18 protein-coding genes are annotated in these 25,623 nt (G+C 50.4%); 10 read left to right on the top strand and 8 right to left on the bottom strand.

Going from position 1 to position 25,623, the window contains the following annotated elements; genetic code table 11:
- Positions 1-348 precede the first annotated feature (348 nt).
- Positions 349-1,746: a S53 family peptidase gene (locus tag K3T82_RS04810; protein WP_220192346.1), complete on the top strand. Its 1,398-nt coding sequence runs from the start codon at positions 349-351 to the stop codon at positions 1,744-1,746.
- A 175-nt stretch (positions 1,747-1,921) separates the two neighbouring features.
- Here the strand turns inward: K3T82_RS04810 and K3T82_RS04815 are convergent, their stop codons facing one another.
- The gene (locus tag K3T82_RS04815) at positions 1,922-2,596 is read right to left on the bottom strand and encodes an HAD family hydrolase (protein WP_220192347.1); all 675 of its coding nucleotides are present in this window, start codon (positions 2,594-2,596) and stop codon (positions 1,922-1,924) included.
- A gap of 224 nt (positions 2,597-2,820) precedes the next feature.
- Between K3T82_RS04815 and K3T82_RS04820 the strand changes: the two genes are divergently transcribed.
- On the top strand, positions 2,821-3,663 hold the full coding sequence (locus K3T82_RS04820) for an MBL fold metallo-hydrolase (protein WP_220192348.1): 843 nt from the start codon (positions 2,821-2,823) through the stop codon (positions 3,661-3,663).
- Positions 3,664-3,672: 9 nt separating this feature from the next.
- Here the strand turns inward: K3T82_RS04820 and K3T82_RS04825 are convergent, their stop codons facing one another.
- Positions 3,673-5,346: a CocE/NonD family hydrolase gene (locus K3T82_RS04825; RefSeq protein ID WP_220192349.1), complete on the bottom strand. Its 1,674-nt coding sequence runs from the start codon at positions 5,344-5,346 to the stop codon at positions 3,673-3,675.
- Between the two features lie 297 nt (positions 5,347-5,643).
- Here K3T82_RS04825 and K3T82_RS04830 point away from each other — a divergent pair, with 297 nt between their 5' ends.
- The gene (locus K3T82_RS04830) at positions 5,644-6,699 is read left to right on the top strand and encodes a hypothetical protein (protein ID WP_220192350.1); all 1,056 of its coding nucleotides are present in this window, start codon (positions 5,644-5,646) and stop codon (positions 6,697-6,699) included.
- Between the two features lie 85 nt (positions 6,700-6,784).
- On the opposite strand, the gene K3T82_RS04835 is transcribed toward K3T82_RS04830, so the two are convergent.
- Together K3T82_RS04835 and K3T82_RS04840 are read right to left on the bottom strand one after the other, a co-directional pair.
- The gene (locus K3T82_RS04835) at positions 6,785-7,351 is read right to left on the bottom strand and encodes a CGNR zinc finger domain-containing protein (protein ID WP_220192351.1); all 567 of its coding nucleotides are present in this window, start codon (positions 7,349-7,351) and stop codon (positions 6,785-6,787) included.
- Between the two features lie 283 nt (positions 7,352-7,634).
- The gene (locus K3T82_RS04840) at positions 7,635-8,348 is read right to left on the bottom strand and encodes a CAP domain-containing protein (RefSeq protein WP_220192352.1); all 714 of its coding nucleotides are present in this window, start codon (positions 8,346-8,348) and stop codon (positions 7,635-7,637) included.
- Positions 8,349-9,039: 691 nt separating this feature from the next.
- Here K3T82_RS04840 and K3T82_RS04845 point away from each other — a divergent pair.
- Complete coding sequence (locus K3T82_RS04845) at positions 9,040-10,656, top strand: peptide ABC transporter substrate-binding protein (protein ID WP_220192353.1); 1,617 nt, start codon at positions 9,040-9,042, stop codon at positions 10,654-10,656.
- Between the two features lie 220 nt (positions 10,657-10,876).
- Positions 10,877-11,602: a glycine/sarcosine/betaine reductase selenoprotein B family protein gene (locus K3T82_RS04850; RefSeq protein ID WP_220192354.1), complete on the top strand. Its 726-nt coding sequence runs from the start codon at positions 10,877-10,879 to the stop codon at positions 11,600-11,602.
- Positions 11,603-11,721: 119 nt separating this feature from the next.
- Here K3T82_RS04850 and K3T82_RS04855 read toward each other — a convergent pair whose 3' ends face one another.
- The gene (locus tag K3T82_RS04855) at positions 11,722-12,660 is read right to left on the bottom strand and encodes a D-alanyl-D-alanine carboxypeptidase family protein (RefSeq protein WP_220192355.1); all 939 of its coding nucleotides are present in this window, start codon (positions 12,658-12,660) and stop codon (positions 11,722-11,724) included.
- Positions 12,661-13,026: 366 nt separating this feature from the next.
- On the opposite strand from K3T82_RS04855, the gene K3T82_RS04860 reads away from it, so the two are divergent.
- Together K3T82_RS04860 and K3T82_RS04865 are read left to right on the top strand one after the other, a co-directional pair.
- Positions 13,027-13,749 carry a TetR/AcrR family transcriptional regulator gene (locus K3T82_RS04860; RefSeq protein WP_220192356.1) on the top strand — a complete coding sequence of 241 codons (723 nt, stop codon included), beginning with the start codon at positions 13,027-13,029 and terminating at the stop codon, positions 13,747-13,749.
- A gap of 367 nt (positions 13,750-14,116) precedes the next feature.
- Positions 14,117-15,169 carry an aldose 1-epimerase gene (locus K3T82_RS04865; protein WP_220192357.1) on the top strand — a complete coding sequence of 351 codons (1,053 nt, stop codon included), beginning with the start codon at positions 14,117-14,119 and terminating at the stop codon, positions 15,167-15,169.
- Between the two features lie 91 nt (positions 15,170-15,260).
- Here K3T82_RS04865 and K3T82_RS04870 read toward each other — a convergent pair whose 3' ends face one another.
- The gene (locus K3T82_RS04870; RefSeq protein WP_220192358.1) at positions 15,261-16,478 is read right to left on the bottom strand and encodes a cytochrome P450; all 1,218 of its coding nucleotides are present in this window, start codon (positions 16,476-16,478) and stop codon (positions 15,261-15,263) included.
- A gap of 283 nt (positions 16,479-16,761) precedes the next feature.
- Here K3T82_RS04870 and K3T82_RS04875 point away from each other — a divergent pair, with 283 nt between their 5' ends.
- Positions 16,762-20,028, top strand: a complete 3,267-nt coding sequence (locus K3T82_RS04875) for a bifunctional cytochrome P450/NADPH--P450 reductase (RefSeq protein WP_220192359.1) — start codon at positions 16,762-16,764, stop codon at positions 20,026-20,028.
- 424 nt (positions 20,029-20,452) lie between these two features.
- Positions 20,453-22,258, top strand: a complete 1,806-nt coding sequence (locus tag K3T82_RS04880) for an N-acetylmuramoyl-L-alanine amidase (RefSeq protein WP_220192360.1) — start codon at positions 20,453-20,455, stop codon at positions 22,256-22,258.
- Between the two features lie 124 nt (positions 22,259-22,382).
- Here K3T82_RS04880 and K3T82_RS04885 read toward each other — a convergent pair whose 3' ends face one another.
- Both K3T82_RS04885 and K3T82_RS04890 read right to left on the bottom strand, forming a co-directional pair.
- Positions 22,383-23,657: an adenylosuccinate synthase gene (locus tag K3T82_RS04885; protein WP_220192361.1), complete on the bottom strand. Its 1,275-nt coding sequence runs from the start codon at positions 23,655-23,657 to the stop codon at positions 22,383-22,385.
- Between the two features lie 34 nt (positions 23,658-23,691).
- Positions 23,692-24,546, bottom strand: a complete 855-nt coding sequence (locus tag K3T82_RS04890; protein ID WP_220192362.1) for a TrmB family transcriptional regulator — start codon at positions 24,544-24,546, stop codon at positions 23,692-23,694.
- Between the two features lie 200 nt (positions 24,547-24,746).
- Here K3T82_RS04890 and K3T82_RS04895 point away from each other — a divergent pair, with 200 nt between their 5' ends.
- Complete coding sequence (locus K3T82_RS04895; protein WP_220192363.1) at positions 24,747-25,604, top strand: PHP domain-containing protein; 858 nt, start codon at positions 24,747-24,749, stop codon at positions 25,602-25,604.
- The last annotated feature ends 19 nt before the right edge of the window (positions 25,605-25,623 follow it).

Consider the following 25,623-nt stretch of genomic DNA (forward strand, 5'->3'; position numbering starts at 1 on the left):
CAATAATCAAATAGACATACCTATCATAGCACTTTCTTTCTACCATAACGAGCATACAAGACAGCATAATTAACAGTAGGATGTTATATTTCCTTAACTGCCCTACTACCAGCCAACTGACATATTAGATTTTTATTACAACATAGATGAGCCATACAAGCTGAATTACATCAATTTCAGCAAAACATTCCAACGAAATCTTCACCACTCCAACCAAATCTTTACCAGATGGCAACCACATATCCACTTGGCATGCACGCAATTACATTGAAAAGAATCTATACTTACATTGGTGCCAATCATGCTCTTCGCCCACGTTACCCTTCAATCGCAACATGGAGAACCTACATGCAGAGAAGCACCCTTTCTCAGCGTATGCCCAACGTGTTGATTCTCTCTACAGTCATGCTGAGCCTCCTGACAGGACTGTTTCTATTCAGTGGCAGCCAGTCAGCTAGCGCAGCAGGTCATGTCTCCCCAAACAACACAGTTAGCATACACCCCCAATATCTCTACCAGGGCAAGCCGCAAGCTGGCGTTACATTTAGTTGCCAATCCAATACGGCTGCTGTTCGCTGCTATGGACCTGAGCAAATTCGTAAAGCGTACGATATTCAGCCACTTCTCGATAAAGGTATCACAGGTAAAGGACGCAAAATTGTCATTATCGACGCCTTTGACGCCCCAACCATCCGTGAGGACCTGGCAACCTTTGATGCGCTTTTCGGGCTCAATGATCCAGTATTGAATATCTATTATCCAGATGGAAAGACTCCTTTCGATTACAACGACGAAAATCAGGTAGGTTGGTCCGGTGAAATTACGCTCGACGTGCAATGGGCACATGCGGTCGCCCCGGATGCAACCATCCAACTCGTCCTTGCCAAGAGCAACAATGACGCTGACATTCTCAGCGCGACCAAATTCGCTGTCCGACAGAATCTGGGCGATGTCATTTCGCAGAGTTTTGGCGAAGGCGAGAAGTGCGTTGATCCCAAGCTGCTGAAAGAGGAGCATCAACTCTTCTTTGAGGCATCGCTGAAAGGTATTACCCTCTTTGCCTCTGCTGGTGACCAGGGTTCATCGCAGCCCACTTGCGATGGAAGCAACAATTTCTTCCTAAGCGCCTCTTCGCCCGCGACTGATCCTTTTGTCACATCAGTTGGTGGCACCCAACTCGATGCCGATGCAACAACTGGGGCCTACAAAGGCGAGGTCGTCTGGAACGAGCCCGATTTTGGTGTTGCTGGCGGTGGTGGATATAGCACCATCTATCGCACACCTCTCTACCAGCTTGGAACCAAAGGCATTGGTAAGTATCGTGGTGGTCCTGATGTTTCCTACAATGGTGCCATCAATGGCGGCGTGTTAGCGGTTTGGAACGCAGATGGCACGGGACAGGGCGTGTACATCTTCGGTGGCACCAGCGCTGGTTCGCCCCAATGGGCCGGTATTACCGCGCTTGGCGCGCAACTGGCGAATAAACGTCTTGGCTTCCTCAACCCAGGTTTCTATATCCTTGGACACAGCCCCCTGGCGAAGCAGGTTTTCCACGATGTTACCACCGGGGATAATGGCTACTCCTATGTAGATGACAATGGCAAGACAGTAACCATCCCAGGATACAAGGCTACTAAGGGATGGGACGCAGCGACGGGCTGGGGTACCCCTGATGTCTCCAAGCTCCTTCCTGCCCTGACCAAACTGACTGTGACTTCTTCAAAAGATCTCACAAAGTTTAAGTAAAAAATCATTCGTTCTATGGGCGAACGAGCAAATAAGAAACAGCCGGTCGAAGACATGCTTCTCCAACCGGCTGTTTCTTATTTATAAAGACGATGAGGGAACAGCCACAAGCTAAAGCCTGTCTTTGCTCCACTATTCCCATTCTATAAGGCATTGATATCGTTATGAATAAAGGCTAGAAGTGCTCACGCAGTTCCGCAAATCGCGTCAGCGTTAGGAGACGGCCCGGTCCCTGGTGGTTGACCTCCTGCTGCTCAAGCGTCCAGGTGTGGGGATGAGGAATATATGCGGCATTCAGCCCGGCAGCCAGAGCGGGATTGATATCTGATTTGGGGGAATTGCCGATCATCCAGGTCTCAACGGGATTACACTGAAGTTCCCGCACAAGTAGTTCGTAGGCGTTCACATCTTTCTCTGCTACGATAACAGTACGACGGAAGTGTGGCTCCAGGCCCGAGCGCTCGATTTTGAGTTGCTGTTCCTCTCGCGCCCCCTTGGTAAGCAAGATCAATGTATGGCGGGCAGCGAGGTAATTCAGTGTCTCTTCCACTCCAGGCAGAATCTCCAATGGGTGATGTATGATCTCTTCTCCCAATTGAATCACATAGCGTACATCCTCATCACGTATTTCACGCTCTACCAGGCGACGATAGGTCTCAGCAAGGCTGAGAGCAAAGCTCTTTGAGCCATATCCCTGGACACGCTCAACACTATTCAGCACCGCACGCACTTCATGAAACTGCATTGTACTATGTGCGAGAAACTCTATGAATTGATGAACAGCTTGCTCAAAATAAATATTGTTCTCCCACAGCGTATCATCGGCGTCTATAAATAACCACTGCTGCATATCTCACATTCCTTCCACTTGAAGAGCTTTATTATTATCAAACTCAAGTGTATAGGCCAGGAAACAAAAATGCAAATGCATTAATATTTTAGGGGAATGATATCTATCCAGGTTATTTAATGAGGACTTCTCAACGCGAAAATGCCGAGTGCTCTTTCTGCTACAATACCAAAGGACAGGCGCTTTGCCTGCCCATCAGTACTCATAAAGATGGAGTTACCTACGTGTCAAATAATATTTCTGCCTGTACTCAGGAGATCAGCAACACGACACACCTACCAGCTGGCAGCATCGCCCTATGGTGGCTAGGACAGGCCAGTTTCGCCATACGTAGTTCCTCTTTAACGATCTTGATCGATCCCTTTCTTTCGGAGGTTGAAGGGCGTTTAATCAAGCCACCCTTTACGGCAGAGACAGCACCAGAGGTCGATTTTGTGTTATGCACCCATGAGCACCTGGACCACATGGATCTACCTACTTTGGGCAAGCTAGCACAGCACCAGCAGCAAACACACTTTATTGTTCCACGCCCACTCGTTAAACTACTTACAGATGCCGGTATCGAGGAGGCACGGATTCAGGGTGTGCAGCCAGATGAAGAGCACGCCCTTGGAACCGCTCAACTCTTCCCAGTACCAGCCATGCATGCCATTCAGTGTCCACCCAGAGTTTATGACTTCGGCTTTGCTGAGAGTGGTGGCTTATATCGCTATCTTGGCTATATGATCGAAATGGATGGGGTGCGCCTCTATCATCCCGGCGATACGCTGGTATACAATGGCCTGGCAGAACAGCTTCGCGGAATGCAGATCGACCTGGCCCTGCTGCCTATCAATGGGCGCAATTACTACCGCGAACAGCAACATCTGGTCGGCAACATGGATGAACGCGAGGCGGCTGATCTCGCAGCGGAGGCTGGTATCAACGCTGTAATACCAACCCACTACGAGATGTTTTCCGCCAACACCGGACGCGTTGGTTTCTTTGTAGATTACCTGCGAGCCCGGCACCCAACCATCATGTGCCACATCCTCTCCCATGGCAGACGTTTTGTCTATACGAGATAGCAGTCTTATTTATGGGATCGGAATGATGGGCAAAATGAGAGCTGACAGATGCTCGGTATCATGATAGATGCGCTGATGAGCGGTGACCATCTCGGTCGTCAGACCGAGGGGCGCACCCGTGTTGAGATTTCGGTCGTACTTCGGGAAGGCACTTGAGGAGATTTCCAGGCAAATGCAGTGACCCTTTTTGAAGAGTTGCGAGGTATTCCAACAGTCAATTGTGTAGTGATAGACCCGCTCAGGCTCAATAAGTGATGGCTGGTCTACCCCATCGCGGAAACGCGCACGCACGATGCTATCACACAACCGCTGACGGAAGCCGTTGGGCCAGACATCGATCAATTTAGCAGTAAAGTCGGTGTCTGGAGCCGACGAGGCGGCATATAATTCCACACGCACAGGACCCGTTACCTCAACATCGCTAGTGAGTGGCGCGGTCGCGTAGACCAATACATCATCACGACGCTCTACTGCTGAATAATCATCGGGGCCACCAATCTGCGCAGAGGTTGAATCAGAGACAAACGGAACAGGATTGGCTGGATCATAGTCGTAGTGATCACAGGGCTCAGTAATAGAAGCCTGAAGGGAGAGAGAACCATCACCGAAGCGGCTATTAGCGCGTCCCCCACTATGTAGATAATAGGGAGTCCACTGTGTACGCGCGAGGGGCCATTCTTGCTCGCTGCGCCAGGTATTGGCACCCATCACAAAGATACGCACGGGGGCCTCACGCTCGAGAGGCAGGTCCCGAACCCAGCGATCAAACCAGCGCACCTGCTCACCGCGCAAATCAATGATGGCTTGCGAGCCAAAATCGACCTCGCCCAGTTTAGAATCGCGATTAGAGGCATGGCCCCAGGGGCCCATCAAGAGGCGCTGGTTCGTGCGTGCTTCAGGGCTTGCGCCCCGTGTCGTCATACCAATGAAATTCAGGGGAGTCCCAATCTGCTCATCATCATACCAGCCCGAAATATGGAGAACAGGCACATCTACCTGCTCAAAGCGGCGCTGATAACAGAGAGGAAGCCAGTACTCATCAACCTGCGCATGTTTTACTGATTCACGCCAGTATGGAATCTGGTGCCCAACCTGCTCATCCATCGTCAATAATGGTAGGTGAGTATAGAGCGACTCCCAATTTACCATCTCCATTGGCTGATTGATACGACCACTCACATAGTGCAGCCAACAGATATTCATTGGGCTAGGAGTTCCCGTGGGAGTCTCCACCAGGGGTTCAGAGGGTGGAACCAATACCACCATAGCCTTCAAATGTGGAGGTTGCTCTAACGCGGTCAACCACTGGATACATCCCTCGTATGAAGCACCAATTGTACCTACAGCGCCATCACACCAGGGTTGAGAGGCACACCACTCAATGATGTCATAGCCATCACGCCCCTCGCTAAAATAGGGTGTAAACACACCATCGGAATCGCCACGCCCTCGAACATCTACTGCCATAAAGCAATAGCCACGCGCTACAAAATAAGAGGCCATCTCATATGATGAACGACTGGTCTTCATGTAGGGGGTTCGCAATAAAATAAGTGGTCGAGGTTGTGGCCACTCCAAATCACTCGCCGGAAAATAGAGATCCGCCGAGAGCGTCACGCCATCCCTCATAGGCACATGCATATTGAACTTGATCCGCATTTCGTTAGGATTGACTACAATCATAAAACTCTTCCCTCATACACTATAACCTCTTCAGTTCAGAGACATCCCAATGTTCGCGCTCACGTGAGCGCATAGAGCACGAAAAAGTGATCAGGCTTTCATAAATACGCGCTCATCCATGAATAAATTATCACTATTTAATGGAGATATGCAAATACGCAAGAAACGATTTCACTCCGATTCTTATAATTAAAAGTGTAAGAGGGAAAGCAACTGCAAAGTGACCAGCAGGCGGCTTGTACGGCATAGGTCGATGTACGTACGAGTAGGGGCTGCCTGTATAGATTGGAGTATATTATGTCTCGCCGGTTTCATCCCCAGTCATCAGCGTCAGAAAACGTAGATATCATCATGCGTTCGCTGCCCTGGAAAACTATTATTACTATCCTGATAGCCATTATGATCTTTTTGCCGTTTTTTGCCTGCGCTCTATTTTTGACAAATCGAGGACTTTTGGATGTCTCACATTTCTTCTATGTTCTCAGCGGCTCCCAGAATCAATCCCCACCACCTCACACTACATTTCCCTATCCCACAGTAGAGCCGCAAATGGGAGTCATCCCCTATATTGTGCAGGATGGCGACTCTTGCAACGCAATTCTTAACACACAGATGCAAATGGGAGCTTCTACAAAAATCTTTAATGATGATCAGAAAAATACAATTCAAGCACTCAATAAAACATTGGGACAAAATTGCGGTGAATTGAGTATAGGTTCTCGCGTTCAACTGCAACCACAATACCCACTTGTCGCCTTCGGTGGCATTGTACGCAAAATAGGAGCGCCGCCGGCTGCCGAACCAACTCCTACTCCCGCGATAAATCTTTCTCGCACCATCCAACAACAAGCGGCGGCAGACCGGTATATCGATTGCACAGGTGGATGTAACCTGACTGTCCAAATAACGGAGAAGAACAGCGTCACGCTCTTTGTTGGCACACAGATGCATGTCCAGGTTGGCTCATGGGTCTGGGCAATGGCTATGATGCAACCCCAAACGATCAAAGGCTTCGCGAACTATCCATACACCAGCCCCAAAGCAAGTATCAATAACATGGTGCTAAAAGCCTGTGATTTCGCCCTAGAGGATGAACTTGACGATAGCATCACGCCCTGCCGCAAAATCATGCCTAATAGCATCGACGATGATGGCGGTGCCTGGCTGTATGGCATCACGGGACCACATGCCCTGGGGCACTGGAAACTGGGGAACAGTCTCCCTCCGAACACCCAAACGCTCATGTGGCTATCCAGCAAAGGAGGGGACTTACAGTATGAGGACTCCAATCCACTCTACCGCTATAATGCCAAACACCATATCTATGTAACAACCAAAAAAGAAAAGGCATAACCACTTCAAGGTCCGAAATTTAATCCACACCCCAAAGCGAGGCATAAACATACAGGCACAACAGGATTCAGTAAAGCCTGTACGCTTATGCCTCGCCAACCTTCTGGGCGTGTCGAGCTCGGTAGCGGCGAACCGTCATAACATTACCGCAGGCGTAACCAGCACACCAGCGACGGCTACGATTCTTGCTTGAATCATAGAAAATCCAGCCGCAATCGCCGTTCGCGCAGGTCTTGATTCTCAGAGGATCATGACGCGTTACCAGTTCAATAAATGAGGTTGCAATCTCGCTTTGAACCCAAAGCCAATCCTTTTTCAGCGGTTCAAGCCCAAGCTGCCAGCGTCCAGATTCATCCTTTATGAGATCGCGTTGCACCGCTGAGGACTGCAAAAAGGGGCGAAGTTGAACAATATCCTCGTCAGCAAGTTGCTCCCCACGCGCCATACGCAAGGCAATATCCCAGAGCAGAGTACGCAATGAGATCAACGAGCGCAATGTAGCTTCATCCAGGGCTTCGGCATCAACGTCCAGATGCCAGTTAGCAAGGAATTGCTTACGCCAGTCAACTCGCAAAAAGTAATCTTCAGATCGACCACTACCACGATAATCATGCCAATCGCTATTCAGGAAATCCAAGACGAGAGTTTCCATCGCGGACATATTCCTTACCATTCAAAATGTCAGGGGTATTAGAGTACTAAGCAGAGCGATTGAGCAAACGAAGACCGGCGCTAGCTAAAGCAAAGTACCTATATATGAAGCCCAAGACGTTTGTATATGACAGTGGAAAGCGCACGAAGCGCTGCGTTCGCCTCCCATTTTTCCTCTATTGTAGCATTCCAGAAGGCTAAGATGGTAGATACATGGGCAGCCAAGGGATGAACGCGCGAGAACAAGGCCACCCATATATCACATTTATTTATAAAGACCTAGGCTAATTCGCGAAATCCTCAGTCAGCCAGAGATGGTTATTTGCGTCTATCGATATACTAATGCCGATCCGATGAAAATTTCGACTCAAGAGGTTCTGGCGATGCCCATCATTTGGAGGCGTCTCATTCATCATGCTTCGGTGCAGACCAGATGCCATGTTCCATTGCGCGCTATATGAGGGAACAGGCCCACCTGTTCCAATATTCTCACCACAATAATTCCAACTGACGCCCGCGTTGGTCTCACGATCTCCTAATCCCGCCTCACCAGAACATTGATGAGAGAGGCCACACCCCCCCATCATGACCTGATTATGACGCAAGGCACTCACCGCAAGCTTGGGTTCCCAGGAGAGCGCAGGCAAGCCATTCGCGGCCCGATCCTGATTAATTAAGGCAAAAAGCTGTTGCGCCAGTTGTGTACTTGGGCTCGATGTAGGCGTTGAAGTACTTCCACCACCATTCCCCCCTTCCTGAGTGGGTACAGACGTTGGCGCACTCGGTGGACTCGGCTTAGGAGTAGGGGTTGGTTTTCTTGGCTTCGGGCTTGGAGTCACCCGTGGTCGTTCGGCGACCTCAGTTCCTGGGGGCTTACGCGCCGGAGCAGCGGTAGCAGTAGACTGTCCATGGCCCTCCCCTGGTTGAGGAGCAGACGAACCACAGGCAGCCAACGAGAATAGCAAGAGAGCAAATAAAATAGACAGGAGCTTTCTCAACTCGAAACGCCTCCATTCTGTGATTTTCGCGAAATACTATGCTTTCTACCATAACATAGAGTTTCATCTATCAAGAAGCAGATGAGCAGCCAATGGTACTTCTTACCCCGTTCCCTCCGCCAATCTCAACCTGCCAAAACAACTATAGAAAATATTCTTGACGTAAATACCGATACAAATTAATGTGCTATATGAATACTCTTTGAGCTAAAACAACATACTGTAACAGCTCCTGAGAAGCTCGTTGAGAATTGAGCAGTTTCTTGACATTCTTACAGAGCGCCACTATAATTGACTTAGTTGATCAACTATACAACAAACGAAGTGATTACCCTAAAATGAAGCATTGGCAGTTCGCAGTAAGCCACTATCACCAGAGGCACTCAAGGCTAGCCGATGTGTACTATTCCCTCGTTCTACTTCTTACACAGGACCTTTCTGAAAAGAATATGAGAGGTTCATGAAAACCAATACCACTGCCATACCATATATAAGGGAATAGAAATAGAAAACCTTCGTGTTATATACTTAAACACCGCTTGCTCACTTCACTATTTTTAAGGGTTTCTACGATAGAGACCTACTTTTGGGGCATCCTCATACGAGAATACGATAGCGGACTGGCGCGATATACACTATTACGCTCAAGGTTTTCGTATCGGAGAGCAAACTTTAGAAAGCGAGATTACTTATGCTTGATCCGCGAAAGCGGCGTCGGCGCCTATTACCATTCTTGCTCTTGAGTGGCTTGTTACTCATTGTGCTTGCTGCATGTGGTGGCTCACAGCAGAGCAATCAAGCCATAAAAGATCAAGTATTGCGTTTCCCCAATGTTGGCACAGGTGATATTGGGAAACTTGATCCGGCCAGTGGATCTGACTCAAATTCCAATCTGGCGGTAAGCATGCTTTTCAGTGGACTAGTCAAGGCAGATAAAGACCTTAATGTTCTGCCAGACCAGGCCACATGGGATATATCCAAAGATAACAAGGTCTACACCTTCCATTTGAAGCAGGGTATTACATTCTCAGATGGAACACCCGTTACTGCCCAGACATACGTCTATACCTGGACACGCGCCCTGCTGCCCGAGGTAAAATCGCCTATTGCGCCAGTTCTGGAAGAAGTAATCGTAGGCGCGAAAGATGTGAACAATGGCAAGACCACCACGCTTGAGGGCGTAAAGGCCATTGACGATCAAACCCTACAGGTAACTCTCGAACACCCCACAGCCTACTTCCTCCAGCTTCTCACTGTTAATCTGTTCTATCCACTCAACAAAAACTTGATTGACAAGTATGGGCAAGTAGACTGGGTACAGCATGTCACAGGCAACGGCGCTGGAACAGGCCCCTTTGTCGTTCAATCCTGGCAACCAGGCGTTAAGATAGACTTTGTGCCCAACCCCCATTATTATGGGAATAAGACGACGCTCAAGAAAGTCGAGATGTATTTTGTCAAAGAGCCTGAAACCGCCTACAAAGCTTATCAGGCCAAGCAATACGATTTCGTTTGGGGGCTCACCGCACAGGATCAGGAGACCGCGAAGAACCAGCCAGGCTTTACTCGCAGGTCGATTCTGCAAAGTAGCCTGCTGTTCTTTGACAACAAGACCGTCCCGTTCAATAAATCAGCCGTGCGACAGGCATTTGCCGCAGCCATAGACAAGAATGTGTTAGCTTCTAAGATCTTCAAGGATACGGTCACCCCTGCCAGCACCATCATTCCTCCTGGTGAACCTGGAGCGCAACCAGACTACCCAGGTATCGCGTACAATCAAGCGAAGGCCAAACAGTTGCTCCAGTCTGTCTATCCCGATACCAGCAAAGTGCCACCCATTACCTTTACCTACCCGGAGTCGCAGTTCCCCAGAAATGCGGCCACAGCACTCCAGGGAATGTGGCAAACAGCTCTTGGTGTGCAGGTAAAACTGAATCCTATGGAGTTAACAGCGTACAATAGCGAGACATCAAAACATACTGTACAGTTTGGCTTTACGCAGTGGGGAGTCTATTTTCCAGATCCCTACGAATGGTTGAACCTGAGCCTACTCTCAACCTCCGCCAATAATAACGGAGACTGGAACAATCCAAAATTTGATGGCTTGGTGGCTCAGGCCGAACAAAAATCAGGGCAAGACCGCCTCAACACCTATGCCGAGGCTGAACGCGTTGCCATCGATGATGTGGGCTGGTTACCGCTCTCGCACCAAACGTTCACCGCCATTATCCCTTCCTATGTCCATGGCATAGTCCTTAATGGATCTGGGCTCTACTTTGGTGATTGGTCCACCATCACTTTAAGCTAACAAGTCTCCCACTAATAACATATGTGAGCCCAGAATGAGGTGGGCATCGGCTTGCCGATGCCCACCTCATTCTGGGCTCACCAGTTCTCCCCTGGTTTCAGTCTCAGCCCATTGACAACCTCACAATATGCTCCTTTAGCCAGCATAAAATTAAGGTATAATGAAGAAAGCGTGGAGCATATAAGATTTTACGATATGTTAAAGGGGGAATAGATAGAGTATGCCAATGTCCAAGCGATGCATCCCATATACGCCAAGATTTCGCGAGATCAAGGAGAGTGTGTTCGCCCTGGTCAGCACGGCAGGCATTCACCTGCGTGAGCAGGAGCCTTATAATGTGGATGGTGATAATTCCTGGCGACTCATTCCAGGTAACATACAGACAGAGCAACTAATGGTCACCCATAGTCATTATGACCATCAAGACGCGGACCAGGACATCAATTGTATCTTTCCACTTGATCGCCTTCGTGAACTGGCAGCGGAGGGCATAATCGGTGGCGTTGGCGATAAGCACCTGGGATTTATGGGCTACACTCAGAATTTCCGCGACCTCTACGAGCGCGTAGCGCCTGAGATGGCTAAGACAATCTCACGCTCACAAGCCGATGCCGTTATCCTCACGGCTGGCTGCCCCCTGTGCCATCGTGTCGCGGCTGCCATCGCCCGCGAAATCGAGATGACTGGCATCCCCACCGTATTTATTACCGTTGCGCCTGATCAAACGCGACAGGCAGGTCCTCCACGCGCTATCGCCCCTCTACGTTTCACACTCGGCAACAGTCTTGGGGCCCTGGACAGCCAGATTTACAACGCAAGGTTCTGCTCGATGCTATCCGTCGCCTCGAAACAAGAGAAGAGCCTGGAACCATCTGGGAGCCAGAGTATGCTGAATATGACAGCAGCGAGTGGCAACCAATTGACCTTCAAAAGGCCTAAAAAATAAACCATACCCATAATTCCCCAGTCCCAAACAGAATCAACGGGCACATCATATGCAGGCGCGACTGAGGGGCGCGGTAGCTGGTGAGCGTTCGCTAAAGCGTCGCGCCTGCATATAGCGAATTAACTAGCAAAGCCCTTATCCAACAGGCGCGCTACATCAGAAAAAAGAACATCAAAATCCGGCGCGCCAAGCTCGGCCCCTACGATAATCCTCCCATTTCGTACAGCCTCGAAGACCATACAATAGCCCGCGCCACTTCCAGAGCCAGTCTTGATGCCAATCATGCCATTGTAGGTTGTAAGCAACTGATTCGTGTTATCCCAATGGTAGAAACGGTTATATTGCGTGGGACGTATATCGTAGGAGGCCTGGCGCACAATCTCAGCGAAAAGCTGGTATTGCATCGCATAACGCGCGAGCTTCACCAGGTCCTGTGCGCTTGAATAATTGTCCTCAGAAATAGCCCCATGCGGGTTTGAGTAATGGGTATACGTCATCCCTAAGGCCTGGGCTTTGGCGTTCATCATGGCAACAAAGTTATCCGTTGAGCCTCCAACCACGCGTGCCAGCGTTAGCGCAGCATCGCATCCCGATGGAATCAGCAGTCCATAGAGCAGATGACGAATACGCAAATAGTCGCCTGCGTGTAGTTGCGCGACACTGGCTCCTGGTGGTAGCTGATCTAGATCAGCTTGCGAGACTTGCTCAATTGCATTCGGATCGCTATTCTCAATGGTGACCACGGCGGTCATAATCTTGGTTGTACTGGCAATGGGTACGCGTCTGGCGCTATTGCTATTGAACAGAACGCGATCAGTATTGACGTCTTGCATATATGCTTCCACGCCATTCATAAGAGGTGTGGGTGTTGGCGAAGGTGTTGGGGATGGCGAGGGCGTTGGCGAAGGTGTTGGGGTGGGCTCTTCAGTGGGTGTCTCTTGCACCGCTGAGACAGTGGGGACGGCTTTAAAAGAGTAGTAGACAAAGGTTCCCATACCCACGAGAAAGAGCAGCATAAATACAAGAAGTAAGCTCAATAAGATTCGTCTGAAACGCATAGTAGCTCCAAAGGATCTAGAGGGACATCTTACAGAGAGAAAATTATATATTCACCAACACATAGGGCCAGAGGGTCAAATGACCCATATATTTCATATGCTCACATATATAGTTCTGTCTATATATTACAACAGTAAGCAGAACAATTGCCTGACTAAATGAGGCTGACGTAATTTCATCTGGGCAGATCAAGTAGATGCAGAGACAGAGGATACTTCCTTTCCATCTATGAGCACACGCATGCAACTCCTCACACAGGTTGAGGGTTCGCCAAAAATGAACAACGTTCACTTGTTATTACTCTACCAAATGAGATATGCTACTGTCAAGAGACTCGCGTGAGCGGACTGTTTGAGGAGGAAATCATGGAATCTTCTGAGACGGGCAAACTTACTCAGAAAGCGCTCCTAACGCGGCAGCGCATTCTTGAGACGGCATTCCATCTATTCGCGACCAAAGGCTATGAGCAAACAACGATGCGAGATATTGCCACCGCTGCCAAATGTTCTCTGGGGCTGGCCTATCGCTACTTTGCGAGTAAGGAGGATTTGGCCCTGGAACTCTACCACTGGTTGGCTGCCCAATTGGAAGAACTGGTTTCCTTGCTCCCTGCCTCATCTATCGCTGACCGTTTTCACTATCTCATGCGCGAGTTATTAGAAGTCATGGCACCTCATCGACTCGCCCTAGTGGCTTTATCTGGAGCAGCCTTAAATCCCCATTCGCGTGCAGGAGTTTTTGGCGCAGAAGGAGCGGAGATTCGGCGCCGAGCCCAGACGAGCTACCGTATTCTGGTTTCTGGGGCCAAGGATGCGCCTCGCACTTCACAAGTGGGTGATCTGGCAACGATGCTTTATGGGTTGCAACTCGCCCTTGTCTTAATTTGGTTACAAGATCTCACACCCGAGACACACCAGACCAGGGAGCTTTTGCAGTTCATACATGAGTTGCTAGGACGTCTTCGGCCACTCTTACGACTTCCCTGGGTAGCTCAGCTTATGGCCCGGTTCGTTCAGATTGTCGGGCCTCTGCTTGGGCAAGGAGCGCAACCAGCATCGACGAGGGGCCGTGGCGTCATACAGGAGTAAGCAGGCGGAGACATTCAAAAAGTACAACAGGGCCCGAAGCAGAAGTTGGAGACTATTCCTTGTCAAATAGTAAAGAGAAGAAATCCGAGAGCGCTATATAGCCCAGTCTTTTAGCACATTGGCTGTAGGCAGCACCTAGATTATTAAAAGTGCAAATTCAATCGCATCTGTAAAATACTGGTATAAGAGACAAAAAGATCAGCGATTTGTTGGAGCGTGGGAACGTAGCGTATACTACTGGCTAGCATTTCCATACATCGCTCAGGCCGCTTCGCACACGCGAGTGGATCTATCAATCTGCATTCAAGGCAAGGGCCTATTGAGGCTGCATATCAAAGCCTTATCAACGCAACTAGAAAGGTTCATTATGACAGACCAGCAACATAGAGGGAGCGCAATCAATCAGGAAACAGAGAGCCCTTTTGGGGCCAGTATCAGCACCGAAGCCGAAATTGCTTCAACGGTTATTACACTCACATACACAGATCCCCAGCACCCAGCCCACAGCATCGAGGTTGGTATCGCGCCGGAGTTGGGCAGCAATATGTTCCGTTTTCGCGTAGGCAATCAGGATCTTATTTATAGCGAGCGTGACTTGCTGAAGCGGATGGACTTCACAGGAAACTTCGTGCTCTGGCCTTTCCCCAACCGCATTCGCGACCAACAATATCGCTACCAGGGGCAGAGCTACTCGCTCAAAGAGGTCCCTAGGCCACAAGGAAACGCAGTCCTGATTCATGGTCTGGTCTTCGACCGGGCCTGGCAGTATGAGCAGCCTGTTATCACAACCGACGCTGCGAGTGTCACCACGTTTGTCGAAATGGACCCTGCAAGTCCGTACTTCGCGTCTTATCCCTTCCCCAGTCGGCTCTCGCTAACCTATACACTCACCAAACAGGGTGTCAATATCACCTATCACGTCGAGAATAAGGGCTCACATGACCTTCCCTTTGGCTTCGCGCTCCATCCCTATTTCATACTTCCTGGTGGCGCGGACAAAACCTATGTACAATTGCCCGCCGAAGCCGTGATGGAAGCCGATGATGAACTTCTCCCCACAAAGCGAGTCTTCGACGTCAATAAGCTGATGTATGCCATGTATGATCTCAGGCAGCCACGCCCACTTGACAGTCTGCTTCTTGATCATGTCTATACGAATCTCCACACACAGGAGAGCGCGATCCTGGACTACCGAGAACAGGGAATGCAGTTACGTATCAGTGCCAGTGATGACTTCACGCATATCGTTATCTATGTGCCAAAGGGCGAGCCCTATTGCTGTGTAGAGTATCAAACGTGCTCAACCGATGCTGTCAATCTACACAATCAAGGCGCGCGCGATATCTCGCACCTGCTCGAAGTTGCTCCCGGTGAGAGCTATACCGGCTCGATACACTACACGCTGGCATTTGACAAATAGATAATATTCACAAAAAGAGGAGGATAGCAATTAAAGCGTATTGTTGTTATCCTCCTTCTGCGTTGGATCAGCGGCATTTGCCAGAGAGGAGTTATCTTGTCGCAGCGCGAGCATGTGCGGCAAAGGTGATCGGTAATGATTTTGCGCCATAGATGAACGAGCTATGGACAGGTGGTAACGGCTGAGCACGATCCCGGCGGATATCCTCAAGGCGCTCTAGCATAATACCAAGCGCAATCTTTGCCTCTAGCCTTGCCAGGGGCGCACCCAGACAGAAATGAATCCCATGCCCAAAGGAGACATGGCGATTAGGATTCCGTTCGATATCAAACATTCCTGGGTCGGAAAATTGGGCTGGATCATGATTAGCACTTGCCACCCAGCCTAAGATGAAATCGCCCTTTCCTATCTTCTGGTCACATAAGACAAGATCCTCTACGGCGAAACGTCCTATCGCCGTAACCGGCGAGCGATAGCGTAAGACCTCTTCTAGCGCAGATGGAATCAATTCGGGATTCCGGCGTAAGCGCTCCATAGACTCTGGATGCTCGTCAAAACAGAGAAAGGCATTTCCGATCAAGTTGGTCGTCGTGATATTGCCCGCTACCAGCAAGAGCAAACAGAAGTTGAGTAATTCTTGTTCCGTTAGGTGGTCACCATCGATCTGAGCCGAGATAAGGGCACTGATAAGATCCTGGCGTGGCTCCCGTCTTCGCTGCGCAATGACGTCGCGGAAGTAGTTATTAATAGCTTCCCGTGTTTCACGGAAGCGCTCACGGACACGACGTATATACGCCTCACGCTCCATACTCGCTAACTCGCTATACTCGCCCATAACCAGTTCATCAGACCACACCTTGAATCGCGCGCGATCCTTCGCAGGTACGCCTAGCAGTTCAGCGATGACGATGACAGGAAGCGGAAACGAGAGATCATAAATGACATCCATCGAGCCGCGCGCCTCCACATCATCCAGCAATTCATGCGTGATCTCAGCGATACGGGGAATCAGTTGCGCAAGCGAGCGTGGTGTAAACGCCTGTGTTACCAATGAACGCAACTGGCGATGGCGTGGCGGATCGGTATTCAACATACTCTGGAAATCCTGATCCTCAAAATCCCTGGAGTACTTCGCGCTATCAGATGAAAAGAGTTCGTGCTTCGTCAAGATGTAGTGCACATCCTCATAATCAAAGATTTCCCAGAAGCGACCGTCGCTATTATACATAATCGGACCATGAGCCTCACGCAAAATCGTAAAACACTCATGCGGATAGAGAAGTTGGTCCTGTAACGAGCGTGGTTCCATATATCACCCTTTCGATGCTCCTATACGCTGGCACAGCTAGATCAACAGAAGGACTCCATCGTCTCTTTTCTAATCACAAACAGAGCTAGAATTATTACCACATCTATATGTAGCTTAACGAATTCTCACAAGCTATCTTTATGACGCAAAGCATATGGTGGAACAGATATAACAGTAATAGGAGAGATTTTGTCTCTCGCTAGCAACTATTTTCAGCGCTAAAGCTTCACTATTAGAACATCGTTCATGCAGGGATGCAGTCTTGCAAAGGAGACTTGCTTGTATGTTACGGTCACAGCTAGAAGCCATTCCCGTTGGAGATGTGAAGGAAATACATCCAGAGTCGGCAGTACGAGATCTTATCAAGCAAGCCCAATTACATGGGCCGATCTTTCAAATTCCACTGCCCGATGGCAAGCGCCGTATCGTTATCTCATCATTCACGCTTACCGACGAGGTATGTAACGATAAGCTGTTTGACAAACGCGTCTCCGTGAATATCAGAAAGCTACGCGGAGCCATCGGGAGCGGGCTCTTTTCGGCCGATACTAGCGACCCAAACTGGCGCAAAGCACACTCTATCCTCATGCCTTGCTTTAGCCTGCAAGCCATGCGCAACTATATGCCAATGATGATAGACGCGGCAACACAACTGATGTCGAAGTGGAGCCATCTTAATCCTGAAGATATCATCAATGTTCCCGATGATATGTCACGAGTAACATTGGAGACTATCGGACTCTGCGGCTTTAGCTATCACTTCCATGCCATTACACGCGAGCACACCCATTCTTTTATTGAAAGTATGATGCGCATCCTGGGTTCAACGGCTGCCAGGGCCGCTCGCCCTCCCATCGAAGAGAAACTACGCTTCCGCCAGCGTCGTCAACAGCAGGCCGACATGGATCTCTTGCTCTCGACCGCTGATCAACTCATTAAAGAGCGCAAGATGGGTGGCACACAGGAACAGCAGCAATCAGACCTGCTCAACGCGATGCTCAATGGCGTTGATCGTCAGACAGGGGGAAAACTTGATGATGTAAATATCCGTAATCAGATCATCACCTTCCTCATCGCAGGTCATGAAACGACGAGTGGACTTCTCTCCTTCGCGATGTACTTCCTTCTGCACCACCCCGACGTCCTGAACCGGGCTTATGAAGAGGTTGACCGCGTACTTGGGCGCGACCCTGGCAAGGTTCCAACCTACGAGCAGATTCATCAACTAGGGTATATACAACAAATTCTCAAGGAGACACTAAGGCTCTGTCCCACCGCGCCCCTGTTTAATCGTTGTCCCTACGAAGACTATGTGCTTGGTGGGAAATACCAGCTTCATCCCGACGATACCATTACAATTCTTACGCCAATGCTGCATCGTGACCGTTCAGTATGGGGAGATGACGCGGAGATCTTTAATCCTACTTCACACTTTAATCCAGAGGTGGAGCAACAGCGCCCTGCCAATGCATTCAAGCCCTTTGGAACTGGGCAGCGCGCCTGTATTGGACGAGAGTTTGCCATACAAGAGGCGACGCTAATCTTGGGCATGATCTTACAACGCTTCTATCCCTATACCACTGGCATTTATCAGCTCAAGATCCGTGAGGCGCTAACCATTAAGCCTGTCGATTTCTATATGCGCGTCAGGCCGCGTACCGACATCGATCATATTGTTATCACCCCTCTGGAAGAGGAAGGGGTAAGTGAGGAGACAGAATCAGTGGCGGTTGAAGCAGCCCAGCCTCAACCTGCGGAGCAAGAGGCAGAGACGGTCAAGATGGCTCAGAAGACGGCTCTACTTGTGCTCTATGGCTCCAATACTGGCACCTCCGAAGAGATCGCGCACCATATCGCGGAAGCAGGCACAGCCAGGGGCTTCAATTCCACGGTAGGGGAGCTGGATAATTACGTCAACAAGCTCCCCAAGGAGGGGGTTGTCATCATTGTGAGCGCATCCTATAATGGTATGCCACCCGATAACGCCACCGAGTTTTGCCAGTGGCTTCAAAGTGGGCTCGCCAAAGATGCCCTTCAGGGGGTCAAGTACACAATTTTTGGTTGTGGCAACTCAGAATGGGCAAGCACCTACCAGTCCATCCCCAAGCTGATCGATAACTCTCTGGAACAGGCAGGAGCCCAACGCATCTATCAGCGCGGCGAGGGCAATGCCGCAACCGACTTCGATGGACAGTTCCGCGCCTGGTATAACGGGCTCTGGTCAACCCTGATACAGCAATTGGGTCTGGACACACAGACCCTAACTCAGGCACCACCCACTTATAAGCCGCGCTATGAGATTGAGATTGTGCGTCGTCCCCATCCCTATCCTTTTGTGAATTCATTTGGGGCACTCCCCATGACCATTCTGGAGAATCGTAAACTGGTCAATGGTGACATGGGCAGCCTGGATGGAGGCGACACACGTCATATCCAGATCTCGCTTCCGCCTAATACTACCTATCGCACAGGCGATCACCTGGGAGTGCTCGCCAGTAATCGAGAGGAACAGGTCAGGCGCGTCGCAGAGCGCTTCCAGTTTGATCGGCAGACCATTATCCAACTCCACGCCACAAATGGTCGTAAACCAGCCGCCCCCATCGAGGAGCCAATCTCAGTCTATGACCTGCTTGCTAACTATATCGAGCTCCAGGATACCGCAAAGCGTAGCCATATCGAGCGTATGCTTGAGCACACTAGCGATAAAGATGAGCGTCAGCACCTGCAAAAACTCATCGATACTGGACCAGAAGGCGAGGCGGCCTTTAAAAGTGAGATCCTCGATAAGCATAAGTCGCTCATCGACCTGCTTGAGGAATATCCTTCCTGCATGATACCCTTCAACGTTTACCTGGATTGTCTGATACCGCTCCGGCCCAGATACTACTCCATCTCATCGTCTCCCCTCGACAAGTCCGATGAGTGTAGTCTCTCGGTTGGCATCGTGGAAGGGCCTGCCTGGTCTGGTCATGCCACCTTCGAGGGAGTTTGCACCAGTTACCTCAGCAAACAGTCTGCCGGTGATATCATCTATGCCTTTGTGCAGAACACAAATAGCCCCTTCCACCTGCCAGAAGACACCCACACGCCTATCATTATGATCGCGGCAGGCACAGGCATCTCACCGTTCCGAGGTTTCACACAAGAGCGTGCCCAGCAGAAACGCGCCGGACAGCAGATTGGCGAGATGCTGCTCTTCTTCGGGTGTCGCGACCCACAACACACCCTCTATCAGGACGAGCTTGAGAAGCTAGAGCAAGAGGGGGTCGTGAAGGTCTATAACGCCTTCTCGCGCCTGCCCAAGCAGCCAAAAATGTACGTCCAGGAGAGGGTCTGGGAAGAGCAAGACGCAGTATGGAACCTGTTACAACAGGGAGCTATCGTGTACGTCTGTGGCGATACAAACACGATGGTACCTGCCGTTGCTGAGAACTTCAAACGAATCTATCAGGAGAAGGCAGGCAAGAGCGAGCAGGAAGCCGAGCAGTGGCTCCAAAACCAGACTAGCACGCATCGCTACCTGGTCGACATCTGGGGCATTAACGTCTAATCAAAACCCCAACTCAGGCAAAAGGTCAGTTCTCTCGGAAATTTCCGAGCGGGCTGGCCTTTTTAAGTGCTTCCATGCTCTCTACAGCAATGTCCAGAAGGTTTGCGCTCTCCATGCGCTTTATTCTGCACAGGGCAAAACTCCGCTACAATATATTTACTCTTCTACTATATTGATGAGTTTCTAGCGCTATTAAGATGCTCCTACAACTAGTTATCCACCACTATCGTATTCTAAAATCACCTATTCTTTAGCATTTCTATAAGTATCAAAGTGAGCCTTGTATATGTTATACTTCAAGAGTAGATTGATTCATATCTATATCTACAAATCGATCATAGGTCCAGCACCCCTTTCAGGTATCCTATCCCGCCCTTCCTCTGTGGCATTCACTGAATGAAACAAGCTGGAGGTAAAACATCGTATGCGACAACGCCAACTCTTCGGTCGTATCGCCCTCCCTCTTCTTTGCATGCTGGCGCTTCTGGTGACAGCAGCCTTCGGGAGTTCTTCGAGAGTCTATGCCAGTACCAGGGCTGAGAGTAACCTGGCTCCCGTTTTCGATCAGGTCGCCACCGAATTCGGTGTGCCAGCCTCACTACTGAAGACTATTTGTTATATGGAAGGCCGTCTGAGTAATCACGGTGGCAGCCCCAGTATTGACCAGGGATACGGCTGTATGCATCTGGTCAAGAACAAACATGCCGATACCCTTGATCAGGCTGCTCAACTCCTGAATGTCAGCACAGATCTGCTCAAGAGCGATATCGCGACCAACATTCGCGGCGGAGCGGCAGTCCTGCGCGCGCAGGCCTTACAGCTCTCCAATAACATGGGTCTGCCTGCTTCCCTAAACGATTGGTATGGTACCGTAGCAGCCTACAGCCATGCCACAACACAGTCCACAACCAGCATGTATGCGGACGCGGTCTACACCATCCTGAAACAAGGCTTTAGCGCACAGACGGAGAAGGGTGAAACCATCACGCTGACCCCGCAGAATGTGACAGCCAACAAGTCAACCGCTCGTAGCGTAAAGGGCACAACCGCATTACCCGCTGGTTGTGTCAACGACGGCAAGACGGACTATCCAGGTGCGATCAACTGCATTCTTGATCCCGCTACATTTGACTGCAACGCCGTTGGCGCAGATGATCCCTGTACCTACGAGAGCGCGAACCGTCCTAACGACTTTCCAGTCAAATTCGTCACCATTCACGATATTGAGGGCTCAGCGCTGGCTGGCCTAAACGCCTTCCAGGATGTAAACAGTGGCGTCAGCATTCACTATATCGTGGATACCGATGGCACAGTCTACCAAATCCTGCACGATAGCGACATTGGCTATCATATTGGAAACTACTGGTATAATCAGCGCTCCATCGGTATTGAGCACGCGGGCTTCGATGCTACTGGCTTCCAATGGTACAACGCCGCCGAGTATCTTGGCTCAGCCAAGCTAGTTGCCTATTTGCTTAAGAAGTACAATATCCCACTGGATCGTGAGCATCTGGTCGCGCATGGAACGGTCCCTTCACCTGCACTACCATTCGCGCCCAACCATGTCGATCCAGGACCCTACTGGCTCTGGACCTATTACATGGAACTGGTGCACAAGCAGGGCGTGCCCTATCCAGGTGGGAAGAATAATTCCCATATCATTACACTCAAGCCTTCGACGGACAAAAAGCCAGCCAATAAGAATGGTACTGAGACTCCAGCGAACTTCAACTTCTTCTATCTCTACAACGGCCCCAGTACGGCGTCGGGTCTTATTCCACATGGAAGTGATACAGATATCACCGACGAGACTGACAATGTAGAGACAAACGTGAGCTATGCCTATCTCGACAAGGTCAAGGACCCGGCAGGAACCGGCTATACCATGTACGAGATCTGGTACGGCGAGGAGACACATCTCCACGACACGACTGTCAGTCACTTCGCAAATGCTAAGACAGCATGGCTAGCGGTCCCACCCGGCGCGGCAGTCGAATCAAGTGGTACACTTGTCTCGCTCAGCCTCAGCGGCTCAGATGTTGCCAAGGTGTATGGACGCCCAACCGCGACTGATTACTATCAGATCGGCGACGCGCCCAATAACTCTATCTTTGTCTCCAAGATAACCACCACCGAAGCCGATGGCACCCTCTGGTACGAGATTAACTATAATCATCGCCAGGCATGGATTCCCTCTTCCGAGATCACAGTTATTAAGAAGGTAGGCTAACCCAAACTTCAAACAGCGTCTTTTTACCACATCATGGGGAATGGGCAGGACAAGAGGAGAGGCGGGAACTCGCAATTCATGCGAGTTCCCGCCTCTCCTCTTGTCGTCTTCGGTAAACGCTGCTCTACGCAAGCAGGGTCTGATTGCGATGTGGTCCGACACCAACGCTATGCAAGGGCACACCTGTTAACTCAGCCAGACGATCCAGGTAAGCGCGAGCATTGCGCGGCAGCCCTGTAAGCGACTGAATGGTGCTCGTAGACTGCTGCCAGCCCGGCAAGACTTCGTAGACCGGCTCACACTGCTCATGGATCAGCGGATCAGGAAGATCCGTCACTAGTTCCCCCTGATAACGATAGCCAGTACACACCGGAATCTCGGCATAGCTATCCAGCACATCAAGCTTGGTGATCGCGAGACCAGTACAGCCATTGAGTTCGGTGACATAGCGCGTCACTACGGAATCAAACCAGCCAATACGGCGCGGACGACCTGTGGTCGCACCATATTCCCCACCCAGTTCGCGCAAGTGATCGCCTTCTGCGCCATGCAGTTCAGTAGGCATAGGTCCAGTACCCACCTGAGTACTGTAGGACTTGGCAACGCCAATGACACGGTCGATATAGCGCGGAGGGATACCGGCTCCAACAGCAGCCCCGCCAGCGGTAGGCGAGGAACTCGTTACGAACGGATATGAACCCCAGTCGATATCTTTCATAGCACTTAGCTGGCCTTCAAGCATGATACGCTTGCCATCACGCAGAGCGGTACGCATCAAGGGCACAGTATCAACAATACGCGGGCGCAACTGCTCACCCCAGGTCAAACACTCAGCAACCAGTTGTTCCAGGTCAAATGCTTCCTGACCGTAGACATTCGTCAGGACGGCGTTATGACGGCGCAGAATAATCTCTAGCTTGTCACGCAGGACCTGCTCATGCAGCAGGTCGCAGACGCGGATACCGATGCGCGCGACCTTATCAGTATACGCCGGACCAATACCGCGCCCGGTCGTGTCGACGCGATACGCTCCCCGAGCCTCGTCTTCCACCTTGTCCAGCAACTTGTGATATGGCATGACAACATGTGCCCGGTCAGAAACTTTGACATTCTCAACATTGATACCCTGCGCAGTAATCTCACGCAACTCCTCCACCAAGGCGGGAGGATCAATAGCAGTACCAGTGCCAAGCAGTGAAATACACTGAGGATTGAATACGCCTGAAGGAACAAGGTGGAGCTTAAACGTACCATACTCGTTAATGACGGTATGTCCGGCGTTCCCTCCTCCTTGAAAGCGAACGCACATGTTTGTCTCTGTGCTCAACAGGTCGACGACCTTGCCCTTCCCCTCATCCCCCCACTGAGTACCAACGACAACCGTTACTGATGCAGCCATGTTCTACTATCGCTCCTTTTACAATATATCGCCATTATTGTTCTTGTATAGGTATGGGATGTGTTATCTCTACATCAGGCGTCGTGACAGCAAGCAGGCGCTCAGCGTCCTCGCTGGGCAGCAAACGTCGCCGTAGATGAACCAGGTGCGTGCCAAACGCGTCTTCAAGTTCATCATGGAAGCGCTCGTAGATGGCGGCCACATAAGCCTCATCACGTATGAGCTTCTCCACCAGACGCACCATCGTTCGATTCTCGGTGACAACCCCCGTCGTAGGCACATCCAACGAGGCCACTAGCGCCTCCTGTGAATCAACCACCAGTGCGATAACATGTCCACTCACGACCTTCTCTGGCCCCTCATGGTGGTAGACGGTGGCGTAGTCTACCTCTATCTCACCAAAGACATTCAAAATAATGACACAGCCGCGCTCATGTGCGGCACGTAATGCCTCCGTGAACCGCTCGACATCCTCAGCCCATAAGCTGGCCGCAATACGATGCCGGGCGCTCGCGATCAACTCCTTAAGGCGCGTCTCAATGCGCTGATGCTCGCGCAACTCCCAGAAGTGCCCTATCCCATCTGGCTGTTCCAGCGCGGAAAGCTGTTCCTCTAACTCACGGCATCGCTGGGCGGTCTCATACTGAATACGCTTGAGGAGTTGAGTGGGCGGCACAGGGGCATATCGCGCGGGATCGGGACTTACCACGGTAACGCGCTCTTTGCTCGCCAGTGTCTCCAACGCTTGATAAGCATTGGCACGTGGGAGCCCGGTCCCTTTACTTACTTCATAGCCAGTTGCGAGTGGATGTTGCAGCAAATAGATATACACCTGAGCCTCCGCCCCGGTAAACCCCAGATGCTTTAACTCTTCGATGGTCGCGCTCATAGCAATATCGCATCCTTTCTGGCATATAGTAGTAGCAACAACTACTACTATAATCATTCGACACCTTGTTTGTCAAGGTACAAAACAAAGTGAAAGTGCTATTATGAAAAGAGCATAAGCTCAGCGTCTACATAGATACATATCAACTCTATTTTGCATGGCTATAAAGTCAATGAATCGTTTCCCGAAAGGATTTGGCAATGGATACGCTTACTCACGGCTTGCGGCTTGCACCTGGCGATGCAATAGACCTGCAAATGCATACCACTTTTAGTGATGGCAAATGGACGCCTGAGCAACTTATCGATTATCTAGCGAACGAGCGCTTCGGGCTTGTCGCCATTACAGACCATGAAGGGACGGTTTCAACCGCGCGCTTACAGCAACTTGGACACGAGAGGAACCTGCCGGTTCTCGCGGCAGCGGAGATGAGTGGGCTCTGGCGCGGGCAATTTGTCGACATCCTCTGTTATGGCTTCGATCCAGCCCACAATGAGCTTCAAGCCATCGCGGAACAGATCACAACCAGGCAGCAGGACAACATACGCCAGGCCTATCAAAGTCTTCAGCGACAGGGCTTCTCCTTTCCTCATCAAAAAGAGGTACTAGCTCACAATCAGGGCAAAGTTCGCACGATGGACGATATCATTGACCTCTTAGAAAAGCATGGCTATGCCACAGATCCTGAAACGCCCTACAGATTGCTGGATGAAACTGGCTTTCACTTCGCTACGCATGACGCCACTAGGATTGTGGAAGCGGCACATCGGAGCGATGCCATCGCCATCCTGGCTCACCCAGGACGTGGAGAGCCATGGGCCATCTTTGACGAGCCAACTCTTGATCAATTTCGTGCAGAGGTTCCCATTGATGGGCTAGAGGCACACTACACAACTCACACTCCAGAACAGACTGCCATGTTCCTGGCATATGCCCAGAAGCATCACTTGCTCACCAGTTCAGGCTCAGACTCTCATGGACCAAATAGAAAACCGATCAAATATCCAGCCAGCTACAGCCGGGCCCTGCTTGAGCGTCTGGGTATTCAGGTACATTGAGATAAACACGCAAAACTAT

The organism is Ktedonospora formicarum, assembly GCF_016587355.1.
GTDB classification, from domain to species: domain Bacteria; phylum Chloroflexota; class Ktedonobacteria; order Ktedonobacterales; family Ktedonobacteraceae; genus Ktedonobacter; species Ktedonobacter formicarum.

What these genes read in the sequence shown, in the direction of transcription:
- K3T82_RS04815 (WP_220192347.1), bottom strand. Translation starts at nt 2,596, where the DNA reads ATGCAGCAGTGGTTATTTATAGACGCCGATGATACGCTGTGGGAGAAC.
- K3T82_RS04855 (WP_220192355.1), bottom strand. Translation starts at nt 12,660, where the DNA reads ATGCGTTTCAGACGAATCTTATTGAGCTTACTTCTTGTATTTATGCTG.
- K3T82_RS04835 (WP_220192351.1), bottom strand. Translation starts at nt 7,351, where the DNA reads ATGGAAACTCTCGTCTTGGATTTCCTGAATAGCGATTGGCATGATTAT.
- K3T82_RS04810 (WP_220192346.1), top strand. Translation starts at nt 349, where the DNA reads ATGCAGAGAAGCACCCTTTCTCAGCGTATGCCCAACGTGTTGATTCTC.
- K3T82_RS04875 (WP_220192359.1), top strand. Translation starts at nt 16,762, where the DNA reads ATGTTACGGTCACAGCTAGAAGCCATTCCCGTTGGAGATGTGAAGGAA.
- K3T82_RS04830 (WP_220192350.1), top strand. Translation starts at nt 5,644, where the DNA reads ATGTCTCGCCGGTTTCATCCCCAGTCATCAGCGTCAGAAAACGTAGAT.
- K3T82_RS04825 (WP_220192349.1), bottom strand. Translation starts at nt 5,346, where the DNA reads ATGATTGTAGTCAATCCTAACGAAATGCGGATCAAGTTCAATATGCAT.
- K3T82_RS04865 (WP_220192357.1), top strand. Translation starts at nt 14,117, where the DNA reads ATGACAGACCAGCAACATAGAGGGAGCGCAATCAATCAGGAAACAGAG.
- K3T82_RS04895 (WP_220192363.1), top strand. Translation starts at nt 24,747, where the DNA reads ATGGATACGCTTACTCACGGCTTGCGGCTTGCACCTGGCGATGCAATA.
- K3T82_RS04880 (WP_220192360.1), top strand. Translation starts at nt 20,453, where the DNA reads ATGCGACAACGCCAACTCTTCGGTCGTATCGCCCTCCCTCTTCTTTGC.
- K3T82_RS04850 (WP_220192354.1), top strand. Translation starts at nt 10,877, where the DNA reads ATGCCAATGTCCAAGCGATGCATCCCATATACGCCAAGATTTCGCGAG.
- K3T82_RS04890 (WP_220192362.1), bottom strand. Translation starts at nt 24,546, where the DNA reads ATGAGCGCGACCATCGAAGAGTTAAAGCATCTGGGGTTTACCGGGGCG.
- K3T82_RS04845 (WP_220192353.1), top strand. Translation starts at nt 9,040, where the DNA reads ATGCTTGATCCGCGAAAGCGGCGTCGGCGCCTATTACCATTCTTGCTC.
- K3T82_RS04860 (WP_220192356.1), top strand. Translation starts at nt 13,027, where the DNA reads ATGGAATCTTCTGAGACGGGCAAACTTACTCAGAAAGCGCTCCTAACG.
- K3T82_RS04885 (WP_220192361.1), bottom strand. Translation starts at nt 23,657, where the DNA reads ATGGCTGCATCAGTAACGGTTGTCGTTGGTACTCAGTGGGGGGATGAG.
- K3T82_RS04870 (WP_220192358.1), bottom strand. Translation starts at nt 16,478, where the DNA reads ATGGAACCACGCTCGTTACAGGACCAACTTCTCTATCCGCATGAGTGT.